This is a genomic window from Actinoplanes sp. NPDC049118 (assembly GCF_040648555.1).
In the GTDB taxonomy this organism is placed as follows: domain Bacteria; phylum Actinomycetota; class Actinomycetes; order Mycobacteriales; family Micromonosporaceae; genus Actinoplanes.
On sequence record NZ_JBEZDY010000024.1, the window covers coordinates 1 to 13,988 of the forward strand.

Below are 13,988 nucleotides of genomic sequence, written 5' to 3' on the forward strand. Positions count from 1 at the left end.
GGATCAAGGCCATCGTCTACTTCGACACCAAGAAGGACGACCAGGGCGACCGCGACATCAGCATCAACAGCAAGGCCTCCAGCCTCGCCGCGTTCAAGAAACTCGCCGCCGACCCGATCTTCAACGTCACCATCAAGTAACCCACCACCCCGCACGACCCGCACGACCCCACGAGCCGCCCGGCACACCAGCCGGGCGGCTCGACCGCTTCCGGGCAGCGGGTCCGCGCCCGGAAATCGGGGCGACTTCTGTCGGAGGTCACCGGTAGGTTCGTGCTCTTGATCGATGCCTCGGGGGTGGTGATGGCCGACCGGAGTGAGGACGACTCGGTCACCAGGTCGGTGTGGGGCGAGTTCACCGGCGGGATGCGGGGCCGCTGGGACCAGCGCCGGGCCATGCTCCGGCTGTTGCCCGGCGGGGGGCCGGTGGTGGCCGGCGGCGTCGTTCTACTTCCGCGATCTGCTCTTCACCGCCGCCGCGGCCAAGGAGATCCGCCTCTTCGGGCTGCAGGGTGTGCTGCGGCGGCGCCAGGTCGCCGCCCGCCGGCAGGAGGAGGTTCCACTACGCCGGGCCGAGCTGGCCGGGCTGGGCCTGCGGCTGATCGGCCAGCTGATCTTCGCGATCGGGTACGTCGCCGCGGTGGTGGTCGTGGTCCGCTCGGCGATCGCAGGTGAGCGCTCGGTCGGCGACGTGGTCCTGGTGATCACCCTCGCCGTGCAGACCAACGCGCAGGCGGCCGGCGTCGTCGCGGTGGCGGGTGCCCTGCAGCGCAACGCCCGGGCACTGTCGCGGGTCCGCTGGCTGCGCAGGGAGACCGCGCTGGCCGCCGACCCCCTCGTGGCCGACCGGCCGGTGCCGTCGGCGCTCCGTGAAGGGATCCGTTTCGACGGCGTGGCCTTCCGCTACCCGGGCACCGAAACCGACGTGCTGCGCGACGTGACCGTGCACATTCCGGCCGGCGCCACGGTGGCGATCGTCGGCGACAACGGCGCGGGCAAGTCCACCCTGGTCAAGCTGCTGTCCCGGTTCTACCGGCCGACCTCGGGCGAGATCACCGTGGATGGCATCGACCTCCGCCGCATCGATGCGGACCGGTGGCGGGAGCGCATCGCGGCGGGCTTCCAGGACTTCGTCAGGCTCGAGGCGCCGGCCCGGGAGAGCATCGGCGTGGGCGACCTGCGCCTGGCCGGAAGCCACCGGGCGATCCTGAGGGCGGTGCACCGCGCGGACGCGGAGCAGGTGATCGACCGCCTGCCCGAGGGCCTGGAATCACATCTGGGCAAGGCCTACGACGACGGCGAGGAACTGTCCGGCGGCCAGTGGCAGCGGGTGGCGCTGAGCCGGGCGATGATGCGCGAGGAACCGCTGCTCCTGCTGCTCGACGAGCCGACGGCGGCGCTGGACCCGCTGACCGAACACGCCCTCTTCGAACGCTACGCACAATCGGCCCGCGAGGTCGGCCGGCGCACGGGCGGCATCACGGTGCTGGTGTCCCACCGCTTCTCCACCGTCCGCATGGCCGACCTGATCCTGGTGGTCGCGGACGGCACCATCGCCGAGGCCGGAACCCACCAGGACCTGATGGCGAGACCGGGCCTCTACGCCGAGCTGTTCACGCTGCAGGCGGCCGCCTATCGCTGACGACCGGTCCTCGTGGCCGGCGACGCCTTCGCGGCGGACACCTGACCGAACTCGGCCGCCGCGGTGCGGGCGACGGCCAGGGCGACGGCCATGATGCTCAGCTGCGGGTTGACCTCGGGGCAGCTGGGCAGCGCGGAGGCGTCGGCGACCCAGACGCCGTGCACACCGCGCAGGCGTCCGTCGGCGTCGACCGGTGCCCGCTGCGGGTCGGCGCCCATGGCGGCGCTGCCGGTCGGGTGGAACGCCGCCAGGTGCAGCAGCCGGGCGTCGGCTGTCGAGGCCGCGTCCCGCAGCTCGGCCACGCTGCGGGCGTACGGGCGGTGTGCGAGTCCGGTGAGCACCTCCCGCGCACCGGCCGCGAGCAGCAGCCGTCCGATGGCGACGATCGCGAGCCGCAGCCGGTCCGCGTCGGTACGGGCGAGCCGGTAGCGCACGAGGTGGGCACCGACCCGGCCGCCGGGCCGGTCGGCGATCATCGCGCCGACGGTGGCGAGCCGATCCGAGTCCGCGAGGTCCGCGTGCAGGGCCCGGCCGATGCCGGGCGGGACGAACGACGCCAGACCCGGCGGGCCCGCGGTGGCCTCGATGAGCACCCCGTCGTCGTGCAGTTCCTCGACGCCGACGCTCTGCAGGACACCCCGCCCGGCGACGACCGGTTCGGCGAACCGGCCGGCCACGCTTACCGCCGGGTGCACCGCCAGGCCCCGCCCGAGCCCCGGGTGCCGGCCCAGACCGGACCGGAACAGCAGCCGGGGCGTCTCGATCGCACCCGCCGCCAGCACGACGAGCGGCGCCGCGAGCAGCCGGCGGCCGAAGCGCACCCCGACGGCCCGGCCGCGGGCGGTGACGACGCGGTCGACCCGGGCGCCGGTGACCACGACCGCGCCCGCGGCGCACGCCTGCGGCAGCGCGTTGAGGTGTACCCCGTTCTTGGCGTTGCGCGGGCAGCCGATCGCGCACTGGCAGGAACCGGCGCAGCCGGGCGCGTTGCGGCGCAGCGGCGCCGCCCGCCAGCCGAGCGCCGCGGCGCCGGCCAGCGCCAGCTCGCCGTTGCGGCCCAGCACGTCCATCGGCTGCGGCGCCACCCGCAGGGTGCGCTCCACGTCGTCCAGCAGCGGCCCGAACCGGGCCGGGTCGGCGAGCGCGAGGCCGTGCACGTCCCGCCAGCGCCGCAACACCCGCTCCGGCGTGCGGTAACAGGTGCCGGAGTTGACAAGCGTGGTGCCGCCGACACCGCGGCCGAGCGGTAGCAGCACCGGCGGTACGCCGAGCGCAACGGTCGCGCCGCCGTCGCGGTAGAGGTCGACGAAGCGGTCGGCGGGACGCCGGCGGCGGAACTCCGCCGCGGTGAACCGGCGCCCCTCCTCCAGCACCGCCACGGACAGCCCGGCCCGGGCCAGTTCCCGGGCGGCCATCGCCCCGCCGGCGCCGGAGCCGATCACGATGGCGTCGACCCGGCTCCGGTGTGGCCAGTCGTCGGCCGGGACGCAGTTCAGTTCGGGCTCGGGCGCGCCGGGACCCGCGGACGACGGCGTCTCGCGCCCCGCCTCGCCGGCCGCGGCGGCGGCCAGCAACAGCGGAAGCTTCAGCGCCTCCACCAGTGCCCGGCCGGCCGGCCGGGCGGCGAGGGTGGTGCAGACCGCCTCCCGGGTCGGCTGGTCGAGCCGGCCGAGGGCCCCGCCGGCCAGCAACCTGGCGGCCACGTCGAACCCGCCGCCGGCCGCGCCGAGCCCGAGCCGTACGGGCCGGGGGAAGGCGGCGGCCAGCCGGGTCAGCTCCGCGGCGATCCGAGCGCCGTCGGCGAGGTCGACGCCGAGCAGGGTGGCGGCGACCGCCGCCAGGCGCTCAGTCACGCTCGCCCAGCTCGGCGTGCGCGGTGCCCCGCAGCTCCCAGCACCGCTCCTCCCGCCAGCCGTCGCGGCCGCGCCGCTCCAGCCGGACCACGGCGTCGGCCACCTCGCAGTTGTGGCACACGGCCGGGGCGCCGTCCGGGTCGGTGTACGGCACGGCGAGGGTGCGCTCCGGCGGCATCGTCACGGCGACGGTGATCCGCCGGTCGCCGTGCCGGCCGGTCACCGTCCACCGGGGGCGGTCCAGCCGTGCGCGGAAACGCAACGCGGCCAGCAGCGGATCACCGGCCGGATACTCCACGCCGTCGACGCGGAGCCGGACGAACGGCAGCGGCGCGAGCCGGTTCAGGCCGGGCCGCATGGAGACGGCGGCGACCACCTCGCACACGTCGTCGCCGCCGAGGTCGGCGTGCAGCCAGGCCCACCGGCGGGCGTTGCCGTGGCCGTAGATGCGGGCGGTGTTGCCGGGCGCTCCGGCGAGCTCGATCTCCCGGTCGCCGACGCGGACCTTGCCGGTGTATCGGCCGGCCGGGACCGCCACGACCTGCGCGGCCGGCAACCACTCGCGGTGCCAGGCCCAGCGGGGGAACGTGAACAGGGGCGCTCCGCCGCCGGTCACGCGCAGTCGCCAGCTCAGGTCGCCGGCCGCGCCGGTCAGCTCGTCCGCGGTGACGCGCACCCCGCCCGCGGCGTATCCGCCGGGCGTGGTCCCGGTCGGCCAGGGGTCGGGGCCGAAGCGTGCCCAGGTCGGCGCGGCGGCGGGCGGGAACACGGCGGCCCACCCGTGCGCCCGGGCGGGCGAGCCGTCGGCCGGGGCCACCAGCTCGTGGTGCAGCCAGACGCCGGTGCCGGTGGCCGGGTCGGTCAGGGTCGTGTACCAGACCTCCAGCCGTCCCGGCTGGCCCCGCCACCGCGACCGCATCAGGCCACCGGTGTCCGGGCGGGGCGGGTGGGTAGGCGCGGGTGGCCATGGCCGGCGGGCCCGGCGCATCCGCATGCTGAGCAGGAACGGCAGGAGCTCGGTGCGCAGGTCGAACACGAGCCGCGCCTCGCCGACCACGGCACCGGCGGCGTCGAGCAACACCGCGCTCAGCCGGGTCATGCTGTGCAGCGGCCGCCTGACGGTGACCGCCTTGGCGCCGTCCAGCCACAGCCGCCGTCCGTCGAGGGCGGTGAAGGCCAGCCGGTATCCGATCCGGCCGGCTCGCAGCGGGGCGATGTCCATGCTGCCCTTCGCCGCCGGGTCGTCCGCGAAGCCGGGGACCTGTACCCGGCCCGCGGCCTCGGCGCGCAGGTCGGCGAGGGGGTGCAGCGCACCCGGTACGGTGACCCGCAGCGCCAGCCGGATCGGCCGCTCACCGCCCTCCCCGGTCAGCCGAACCGTCCCGGCCATCGCCTCGCGCAGCGTCGTGATCACCGTCGCCTCCCAGCATGAGTCGTTCGGTACACAGGTAGTACGCATCGGCGGCCGCGTGCGCGGCCTCGGCGTCGCCGGCCCGGACGGTCTCGACCAGCGGCGTGATCCGGTGCGCGGCCGCCGCCGGATCGGCGAACGGGGCGGCGAACAGGTGCCGCACGTCGTCGTAGGCCCGCAGCAGCGAGTTGACGAGCAATTCGTAGACGCGGTTGCCGGACGCGACGGCGAGGGCGCGGTGCACCTCGGCCTCGGCGCGCTGCACGGGGTCGCCGCCGGGCGCCGCGGCGATCTCGTCACGCAGCCGGAGCAGCCGCACCCGGTCGGCGCCCGAGGCGTGCCCGGCCGCCCGGAACGCGATCAGCGAACCGATCTCGCGCCGGACCGCGAACGTCTCCGTCAGCCAGCCCGGCCCGTCCAGGTTGACCAGGTAGGGCAGCAGATCCGGGCCGGCGGTGCGGCGGTAGTCGCGCACCCGGGTGCCGACGCCGTGCCGGGTCTCCAGCAGCCCGGCACCGACCAGGCGGACCAGCGCGTGTTTGAGCGACGTTCGGGTGACTCCGTAGCCGGCGGCCAGTTCCCGTTCCGGCGGGAGCAGCGCGCCCGGGGCGTACCGCTCGGAGAGGACGTCGGCGCGGAGCCGGGCCACCAGCACGTCGACGACGGTGTCCCGGGCTATCGGGGAGTGGAACAGTGGATCAGCCACTCCGCCACTCTGCCAAACATATGCATGTCCGTCAATGAAGCGGATCCGCCCATGGGCGGTGCGTCACCTGTGACACTGGGACACGATGGGAAAGCCGCGACAAGCCGATGCGCATCCGTCCAGGGAACGATCCGCGCTCCGGACGTCCCTGTTCGCAACGGCCGTCCTGGCGGCGCTCGGCGTCGGCTGGGGCCTGGCCGCGGGTTCACAGGCCATTCTGCTCGACGGGGCGTACACCCTGATCGGCATGGCCCTGACCGGCCTGTCGCTGCACGCCGCACGGCTGATGGACGCCGGGCCGACGCCCCGCTATCCCTTCGGAAGGGAGTCGCTGGCACCGCTCGTCGTCGGCATGCAGGGGCTCGTCCTGCTGGGCACCTGCGGGTACGCCGCGCTCGACGCCACCCGCGTCATCATCGACGGCGGCAGCGAGGAGATCTCGCCCGGGTCCATGGCGGCCTACGGCCTGCTCACCGCCGTGGCCGCCCTGATCATCCACCGTTACCTGCGGCGCGCGGATCCGGCCTCCGACCTGCTCGACGCGGAGGCCCGGCAGTGGTGGGCCGGCGCCCTGCTCAGCATGGTCGTCCTGGTGGGATCGGCGCTCACGCTGCTGCTCGGCGACCGCATCGGTCCGGAACCGCGGCGCTACCTCGACCCGGTGCTGGTGCTCGTGGCCTGCCTGCTGCTGGTGCCGCAGCCGGTACGCATGATCAGGACCATGGCCGTCGAACTGCTCGAGGGCGCCGCCGATCAGCGGGTGCAGCAACCCGTCCGCGACGGGGTCGAGCGGGTCGGCGCGCAGTTCGGCCTCGACGCGCCGGTGCTGCGCGTCGGCAAGGTGGGCCGCAAGCTGTACGTCGAGGCCGACTTCGTCGTCGAGCCCGGGCGCTGGGACGTGGCCGACGAGGACCGGGTGCGCAGAGAGGTCGCGGCGCAGCTGGCGGACCTGCCCTACGACGTCTGGCTCAACGTCGGACTGACCACCGAGCGCGGATAGGGCCTGCGGGTGGCGGTCATTAACGCAGCTGCCCCGACGGCGAGGATCAGCCGGGCTGAAGGCGGCCGAACCGGCTGCGGTGACCGAGGTGCTGGATCTTCCACGCGGCGGTGTCGTGGAGGGTGTGCGTGCGGGCGTTGCGCCAGTGCCGGTCCGGGCCGAGCCCGGCGCCGGCGGACCGGGTACCGGCCAGCGCGGCGGTCCGCACGTCGTTGGTGACCTGCCCTGCGGGTGCATCGTCTCGCCGAGTCCCATGAGCCGGTACAGGCCGTGCGCGTACTTCTCGGTGAGCACCGTCGTGCCGACCCCGGGTGACCGCTCGACCAGGCCCTCGTCCGACAGCAGGGCCAGCGCCTCGCGGACCGTGTTGCGGGACACGTCGAAGTCGCGGCAGAGCAGGGGCTCCCGGGGCAGCTGACCCTGCGCGAAGGCGCCCGCGAGCACCTGGTGGCGCAGCACGTCGGCGACCTGGCGGGCCCGGTCGCCGCGCCTGCGCCGGGCCTGTTCCAGGTTGCCCGCGGTGTCGCGGTGCGGACCCATCGCGCCCCCTCCGTGCCGGCACCCGCGCACGGAACCATATAAACCTCATAGGAGAAGTGGAAGAGCCGCCGGCCTCCGCACCCGAACCGGCCGCGAGGGCGGCACTCACCTGGAGGAACACGGCGGATGCCGGCCGTTACGCCACCTCGGCCGTCCGCATCCTGGTACGCGGGCCGGGCGCGCCCGGTCAGGTACCGATCGCCGCGGCGTACTGCTCGGCGACGGCGACGGGATCGGTGAGCTCGGGCCCGATCGCGGTCAGCCCGAAGTCGATGACGTCCGCACCCAGCTCGCTCAGGAGCCGGGCGAGGAACGCCTCGGCGGCATCGGCCTGCGGCTGGATGTCGGCCGTGACGACCGGGACCGCCAGCACGCCGGCGAGCGCGTTGGCCGGAAGTTGATCGAGCAGCACCTTGAGCACACCGGAGTAGGTGCCCCGGCAGGTCGGGGTCGCGACGATCAGCAGCGTGGCGTCCTGAACCTCCAACAAGGCCTCGCCGGTGGCGGCGTCGGCCGGCGCGAGCAGGCCCTGCCCGAGCTCGGCGACGTCGACGGTGACGAACTCGGCGTGGCCGCGGTGCGCCGCCAGGCGCTCGCCCACCGCCCTGGCCAGTTGCAATGTCCTCGATCCAGGACACGGATGGCCGGAGATCACGACGACATCTGACACGCGACCCTCCCCAATGTCGTAACAATTCCCCGTCATCATCGGGCCCCGGCACGGGACAGCACCATCGGTCGAGTGTTCAGCCACGCGCCGTCGCCGTTCGCAGGTTCGTGTCAATGTGCTGGCAAGCCCCTAACGTATCGTTGATCATCAATCAATGGTTCCTGCCTAGCGTTCTCTCCAGGCGTCACCCCGGCGCCGGAAGGCCAGGAGGAACAGATGCGACCCGCCCGCCACCGCCACACCGCCACCCTCGCCGCCGCCGTCCTCACCGGCACCGCACTCGCCGTCGCCGGCGCGGCCCCCGCGATCGCCGCCGAGCCGACCGGAACGATTTTGCACGCCGACAGCCCGTCCGCGATCGCCGGCACCTACCTCGTCGTGCTCAAGGACGGCACGCAGATCGACAGGCCCCGCGCCGACCGCCTCGCCCGGCGCTACGGCGGCACCGTCGGCCGCGTCTTCGGCCACGCGGTGGAGGGCTACACCGCACACCTGACCCCCCGGCAGGCCGCACGGCTGGCCGCCGACCCGGCGGTGGCCTCCGTCGAGGCCGACCAGAGCGTGCGCATCACCGACACCCAGACCTCGGCACCCTGGGGCCTGGACCGCTCCGACCAGCGCAACCTGCCGCTGAGCCAGACCTACACCTACGGCCCGAGCAGCGGCGTCACCGTCTACGTCGTCGACACCGGGATCACCGTCACCCACCAGGACTTCGGCGGCCGGGCACGCTACGGCTACGACGCCGTGGACGGCGACAACGTGGCACAGGACGGCAACGGGCACGGCACGTTCGTCGCGGGGGTCGCCGCCGGCAGCACCTACGGCATCGCCAAGAGCGCCGGCGTCGTCGGCGTCCGCGTCCTCGACGACAGCGGATCGGGCACCACCGCCGGGGTCATCGCCGGCATCGACTGGGTCACCGCCAACGCGGTACCCGGCCGCTCGATCGCGAACCTCAGCCTCGGCGGCGGCGCCAGCACCACCCTGGACGCCGCGGTGCGGCGATCCATCAGCGCCGGCATCCCGTACGCCATCGCGGCCGGCAACTCCGGGGTCAACGCCGCCAACACGTCACCCGCCCGGGTGACCCAGGCCCTGACCGTCGGCGCCACCGGCCGCACCGACGCCCGCGCATCCTGGTCCAACTACGGCGCCGTCCTGGACGTGTTCGCCCCCGGCGTCGACATCACCTCCGCCTGGCGCACCGGCAACACCGCCACCTACACCGGCAGCGGCACCTCGTTCTCCTCGCCCCACGTGGCCGGCGCGGCCGCCCTCTACCTCGCCGCACACCCCGGCGCCTCGGTGACAACCGTCAACTCCGCGATCGTCGCCGCCGCGACCACCGGGGTCGTGACCGGCCCGGGCAGCGGCTCGCCGAACCGGCTGCTCTACACCGCGACCCTGGCCGGCTGACCCGAACCACCGAGACCACGGCCCGGCACCGGCGACCCCGGGCCGGGCCGTCTACCGCGCGTTTCGTGAGTACGCGCTCGGGGTGCTTCTGTTGCCGATCACCACGGCGACCACCAGGTAGCGGGCCACGGTGCTACCAGGAGGTGTCCACCGGGTCACCCACGCGCATTCGGCGAGGTGACGCACCCCGGCCGGGTGCGCCGTGAGATCCAGGACCAGGAGAACTCCGAGCGTGGCGCTGGTGCCGGAATAGTCGGCGGCCTGGATGAGGTAGGAGCGTTCCAGGGCCGCTGCGCCGGCGTCGCGCAGCTCCCGCTTCACCTCGACGAAGAATCTGGTCGCCCCGAATCCGACCTTGATGTCGGCGCGGCCGGTCGCCACGTTCGTCACCTCGACGTCCACATGGCCGGCGAGCGGTCCGCGGCGCAGCCAATCGGCGAAGTCATCCTGGAGGCGGGCCTCACGGGGCGGCGGCAGCATCGGCTGGAGATAGTCCACAGCTGCGGAACGTTGCAGGTCGTGGCGGGTCGCGAGGAACGTGACCATCTCGACGATCAAGGCGTCGAATGCCTGTCTGACCGGGCCGCGGTAGTCCGGGCACGGCTGCAGGCCGACCGCGAGCCGATGCAGCAGGGCCGCGATGACGGGGTCGCGGAGGCGGGCCCGGTGGATCGTCGCGTTGTAGGTGATTCCCTCCATCAGCGTCAGCGCATCGTCGTCGAGCTGACCGGCGATGGTGGTCGCGGCGCCGCCCAGCTCGGCCAGCAACGACGGCGCGAGCATCACGAGCCGCTCGTGCTCGCCGTTGTCGCCCGTGCCGTCGGCCCGGACGGGGTCCTCCCGGAGGATGTCCAGCCGATCCCGTAGTCCGCGGAGCTGGTCCCGGCGCACCGCCGACGCGCCGGCGTGCTGCCGCGGGTCGTCGACGGCCTTTCTCAACTGGGCCAGCAGCATCTGCCGACGGCTGAGCTCGGACTCGATCACCGGCTGAATCAGCTTCGCGAGTCCATGGGAGTCGACGTCGCCGATGACCGGGAGGACGGCGCGGTCGAGAACGTAGGCGTCGAGGACGGCGTCCAGCGCCTCCCAGGCGTCGAGCCACACCGTCTCGGCAACCGCTTGCCGGGCGTGGCCGAGGATGGCCACCAGGCGCGCCCACGCGTAGGCCGCCTCGATCCGCGGTCGGCGCCATTCGGGAACATGGCTGCGCCGGTAGTCCATGGTTCGCCGATCGAGCAGCTCGCACAGGGCGGCATGCCCGGCACGGATCCCGGCCCGGTCGCCGCGGAAGAACGCCATCACCGCATCGACGCCCGCGCCGTACAGCGCCGCGTCCGGGCGCGACTCCTCTGCCGCCTCGGCGCCGGCGAGGTGCCTGCGCGCTTCGAGCAACGCCTGCAAGGGATCGGCAGATCGGCCGGTGGCCGCATGCCGGAGCAGGTCGAGGCCGCGTTCGAAGGCGGCGTCGGCAGCTGCCGCCGGCAGCTCCACGAGCGACGCCAACGTGTCGCGAAGGGCCTCGCCGGCGGATCGGTCCGTGCCCCAGACGTCGAGTGCGATACCGATGAGGCGCGGCAACCGTTCGACGTAGTCCGCGTCGAGCGTGGCCACATCGTCCCTGGTAAGCAGCTCCAACGTGCGCAGCACATGCCCCCGGCCACCGGCGGCCAGGCGAAGGGCGCCCTCGGCGTACACCGACGCGATCATGGGCTGCCGGTCGAGCGCGGCCGCGTGGCCGGCCAGGTACGCGCGGTGAAGGCGCACACCGAAAAGGTCGGCGAACGCGACCGAGGCGAGCAACTCGTCGGTGGCGTCCAGAAGCGCGAGCACACTCGTCTGGCGGCTCAGTCCGGCCACAATCGCGGCGACGTTGTCATCGGGGACGGTTCCCTGCTGGGACAGCTCACGCGTCATGGAGCGACAGGCCAGCGGGGCGAGCGGCCCGGCAGCTGATTGTTCAAGCTCGTCGGCGCGTGAGCCGGTGAGGGCGGACAGCAGAACCGTCAGGGGTACGGCGTCGTGACCCTCCCCCGCCGCCAACAGGCGATCAAGCTCGCCCGGCATCACCACAGGGGTTGGCCGGGGCCCGGCGGCGTGATGATCGCCGCTCGTCGCAACGTCCGGCGGACCAGGTCTTCATCGGCTGTCGTCACCAGGATCTGCAGGCCAGGGGTCTCAGCGCAGAGCTCCTCCAGCGCGGCCAGCAGGGCCGCCGCGTCGTCGTCCTGCACCTCCTCGGAGCGCGGGCTGTCGATCAGCAGCAATCCCGGGTGGGTGGCCACGCCGTGCCGATGCCCCATCCGCAACAGGGCGACCACCACCGCGATCCGCAGGCGGAGCCGCTCACCTGGCGACTGGGTGCCGAACCACTCCCGCGGACCGCCGGTCTTGAACACCTGTAGCCGCGCGGCCCGGTCGATGACGACGCGGTCGAGATTGCGAAAGCCGAACCCACGGGCCAACGCGGCGATGTCGCTGTTGAGCTCGTCGAACAGGTCCTCGCTCGCGGCCGCCTGAACGCCGGCGAGGATCTCCACGGCGGTGTCCAGCACCGTGCGGATGTCGTCGCGACGGGACTCGCCCGGCATCGGCAGCGATTCCCAGGCGGCCACCGTCCCCTCGAGCCTGGCCAACTCGTTGCCGAGACGCCGCCGCCGGTCCTCGATCTCGTCGCCTCGCACGGCCGCGAGCAGGTGCTCGGCGTCGGCCAGTTCGCTTCGCCGCTGTGCCGCATAGTCGGCGACCCTGTCGCGGTGCTCGGCCGCCAACGCCTCCGCGTCACGGCTCGCCGTCAGCCGCCACCGAGCCTCCTGATCTGCGTCCTCCTCGCGCCGCCGGTCCGCCGCACCACTGTCGACCGGCTCGGTGCACACCGCGCAGACGCCGTCGGAGCGCTCGGCGGCACGGCGGGCCGGCCTGATCGGCCCCTCGCACCGGGGGCAGAACTGTGGATCGAGCGCGTGGAACAGGACCCGGGCGGCCTCGTGCTCGTTGACGTCATTGAGCCGCTTCTCGTCGACGCAGCGCTGCCAGCGCAGGGCTTCGTACGTCTCGCGGGCCTCCCGCAGACCGGTCTCGGCCGTGAGGGCGGCGGCGGTGAGGGTCGACACCCTGGCGATGAGGTCGGCCATGGTCGGTGGGTCCGCCAGCTCGGCCAGTTCGCTCCGTGTTTCGTCCAACCGCTGAAGCGCGGAACGCCGCTGGGACTCCAGCAGGCGTCGCATCCTGTTCGCATCGGCGGCGGCCGTGCGGTCCGCCTCGACGCGTTGGTCTCGCGCGGCCTTCAGCCGGGTGAGCAGGGCTGCGCCGGGCAGATCGAGAAACACCTGCAGGAGCCGGCCGGCCAGCCCTCCGACGACCGTGTCACCCAGCAGGGCGGCCTCACCGCCGGGAGGCAGGTAGATGGCACCGAAATACGCCGACCAGCCGAAGCTGACCTTGCCGGCCGTGGCACGGCTGGACGCGTACTCCAGCCGCTCCAGGTGCAGCAGTTCCATCATCAGCGCCTCCACCCGGGCGGCGAACACCTCCTGGTCCGATGCGTGGAGGAGCTCCACCACCCCGGACCCCGGCCGGGCGGTCCGCGCGCACCCAAGGTTCTCGGCCCTGGTCGCGGAGAGCACCCGGCCCTCGACCAGCTCCCCCGCGCTGAGGGCCAGCCGGAATCCGAGTGGCCGGCCGGCGACCACGGCGTCACACTCCAGACGGCTCAGCCAACCGCGGACCACGCCCTGCAGGTTGCTGCGGGGTGACCCGCGCAGGCACCAGGTGATCATCTCGAACACGCTGGTCTTGCCCCGGAGGTTGTCTGCCGCCAGCACCGTGAGACCGGCATCGAAGCGGAACTCGCGGTCGAAGGGTCCCAGCGGTTCGACCGACCGGTCGCCGACGATCCGCAGGCGAAGCAGTTGGACCGGCCGGGGCAGCGCGGTCGCGGCACCCGGGGAGAGGCCAAGGTCCTCGAAGACGCGCTCGACCTCGGCCAGTGACAGACCGACGCGGACGGCGATCCGGCTGGTCAGGTCGTCCGCGCTCATGCCACCGGCGCCGGTCGCTGAGCGTGCTCGCGCGCCGGGTCGGCGTATGCCCGCAGCCGCTCGCGCACTCGCGGCGCGATGCTGGCGATGCGATCCCCGATCGCGGTGTTTCGATACTCCTCCTGCTGGTACTGGCGGTCCTTGAGCTGCGTGCCGCGGTAGCCGTCGGCGAACCGGGCGACCAGCCTGGTGCGCTCGGCGAAGTACGCGAACACCGGGATGTCGCGCACGATCCGATCGGCGGTGTCCCGTCCGTATCGGGTGAGGTAGTAGTCGTGGCGCCGCACTCGGCCGGCTGTCCCCCGCTTCCGGCGCACGACCAGGTGCACGCTGCGCAGCACGGCGAGGGCGTCGTCCAGCGGTTCGTACGCGCCGAAGAGAAAGCGCATCATCGGGTAGCGGCGAACGTCGGGCTCCTCCGAGTCGAGGATGGCCCGGGCCTGCTCGAGGAGGTCGCGGTCGCCGCCCGACTCGTACTCGTTGACCAGTTCGTCGGCGAGGAAGTCCGGGTTGCGCACCCAGAAGTCCAGCTTCTGCAGCCTTACCTGGCTCTCCAGCACCGCGACGGCGTCGCTCAGGGCCGGATCGCCTTCCGGTGGCCGGGGCACCGGGACGGCGGCCGTGGAAATGATGAGCAGGAGGCGTACGGCATCCTGCCCGCGGCCGGTGACGTGATTTCCCGGGACCCAGGTCGTGGACACGGCCGCATTC

The 13,988-nt window shown here is 73.5% G+C and carries 11 protein-coding genes and 1 pseudogene; 3 read left to right on the top strand and 9 right to left on the bottom strand.

Annotation, left to right across the window (positions count from 1 at the left end):
* The first annotated feature begins 513 nt into the window (after nt 1-513).
* On the top strand, nt 514-1,641 hold the full coding sequence (locus AB0B58_RS31375; protein WP_360230875.1) for an ABC transporter ATP-binding protein: 1,128 nt from the start codon (nt 514-516) through the stop codon (nt 1,639-1,641).
* Here AB0B58_RS31375 and AB0B58_RS31380 read toward each other — a convergent pair.
* Genes AB0B58_RS31380 through AB0B58_RS31390 form a run of 3 tightly spaced genes read right to left on the bottom strand, consistent with a single transcriptional unit; the run spans nt 1,632 to nt 5,611 of the window.
* A complete protein-coding gene (locus tag AB0B58_RS31380; protein ID WP_360230877.1) occupies nt 1,632-3,494 on the bottom strand; it encodes a GMC family oxidoreductase in 1,863 nt (620 codons plus the stop codon). The genes AB0B58_RS31375 and AB0B58_RS31380 overlap by 10 nt on opposite strands.
* Complete coding sequence (locus AB0B58_RS31385) at nt 3,487-4,908, bottom strand: hypothetical protein (RefSeq protein WP_360230879.1); 1,422 nt, start codon at nt 4,906-4,908, stop codon at nt 3,487-3,489. The genes AB0B58_RS31380 and AB0B58_RS31385 overlap by 8 nt, the downstream gene beginning before the upstream one ends.
* Complete coding sequence (locus tag AB0B58_RS31390) at nt 4,847-5,611, bottom strand: GntR family transcriptional regulator (RefSeq protein WP_360230881.1); 765 nt, start codon at nt 5,609-5,611, stop codon at nt 4,847-4,849. Before AB0B58_RS31390 ends, AB0B58_RS31385 begins: the two co-directional genes overlap by 62 nt.
* 85 nt (nt 5,612-5,696) lie before the next feature.
* On the opposite strand from AB0B58_RS31390, the gene AB0B58_RS31395 reads away from it, so the two are divergent.
* Complete coding sequence (locus AB0B58_RS31395) at nt 5,697-6,611, top strand: cation transporter (RefSeq protein WP_360230883.1); 915 nt, start codon at nt 5,697-5,699, stop codon at nt 6,609-6,611.
* 46 nt (nt 6,612-6,657) lie between these two features.
* On the opposite strand, the gene AB0B58_RS31400 is transcribed toward AB0B58_RS31395, so the two are convergent.
* The 3 genes and pseudogenes from AB0B58_RS31400 to AB0B58_RS31410 form a co-directional block, all read right to left on the bottom strand.
* Nucleotides 6,658-6,819: a hypothetical protein gene (locus AB0B58_RS31400; RefSeq protein ID WP_360230885.1), complete on the bottom strand. Its 162-nt coding sequence runs from the start codon at nt 6,817-6,819 to the stop codon at nt 6,658-6,660.
* Between the two features lie 95 nt (nt 6,820-6,914).
* Nucleotides 6,915-7,151: pseudogene (locus AB0B58_RS31405) on the bottom strand (winged helix-turn-helix domain-containing protein); the annotation flags it as partial.
* Between the two features lie 187 nt (nt 7,152-7,338).
* Nucleotides 7,339-7,821 (bottom strand): NAD(P)H-dependent oxidoreductase, encoded by a 483-nt coding sequence (locus AB0B58_RS31410; RefSeq protein ID WP_360230887.1) that lies wholly within the window; start codon nt 7,819-7,821, stop codon nt 7,339-7,341.
* A 216-nt stretch (nt 7,822-8,037) separates the two neighbouring features.
* Here AB0B58_RS31410 and AB0B58_RS31415 point away from each other — a divergent pair, with 216 nt between their 5' ends.
* Nucleotides 8,038-9,240, top strand: a complete 1,203-nt coding sequence (locus tag AB0B58_RS31415) for a S8 family peptidase (RefSeq protein WP_360230889.1) — start codon at nt 8,038-8,040, stop codon at nt 9,238-9,240.
* Between the two features lie 51 nt (nt 9,241-9,291).
* Here the strand turns inward: AB0B58_RS31415 and AB0B58_RS31420 are convergent, their stop codons facing one another.
* The 3 genes from AB0B58_RS31420 to AB0B58_RS31430 all read right to left on the bottom strand — a co-directional run bounded on the left by AB0B58_RS31420 (nt 9,292) and on the right by AB0B58_RS31430 (nt 13,978).
* Nucleotides 9,292-11,154: a hypothetical protein gene (locus tag AB0B58_RS31420; RefSeq protein ID WP_360230891.1), complete on the bottom strand. Its 1,863-nt coding sequence runs from the start codon at nt 11,152-11,154 to the stop codon at nt 9,292-9,294.
* Between the two features lie 149 nt (nt 11,155-11,303).
* Nucleotides 11,304-13,277 (bottom strand): hypothetical protein, encoded by a 1,974-nt coding sequence (locus tag AB0B58_RS31425; RefSeq protein ID WP_360230893.1) that lies wholly within the window; start codon nt 13,275-13,277, stop codon nt 11,304-11,306.
* Nucleotides 13,274-13,978 carry a hypothetical protein gene (locus AB0B58_RS31430; protein WP_360230895.1) on the bottom strand — a complete coding sequence of 235 codons (705 nt, stop codon included), beginning with the start codon at nt 13,976-13,978 and terminating at the stop codon, nt 13,274-13,276. Before AB0B58_RS31430 ends, AB0B58_RS31425 begins: the two co-directional genes overlap by 4 nt.
* Between the last annotated feature and the right edge of the window lie 10 nt (nt 13,979-13,988).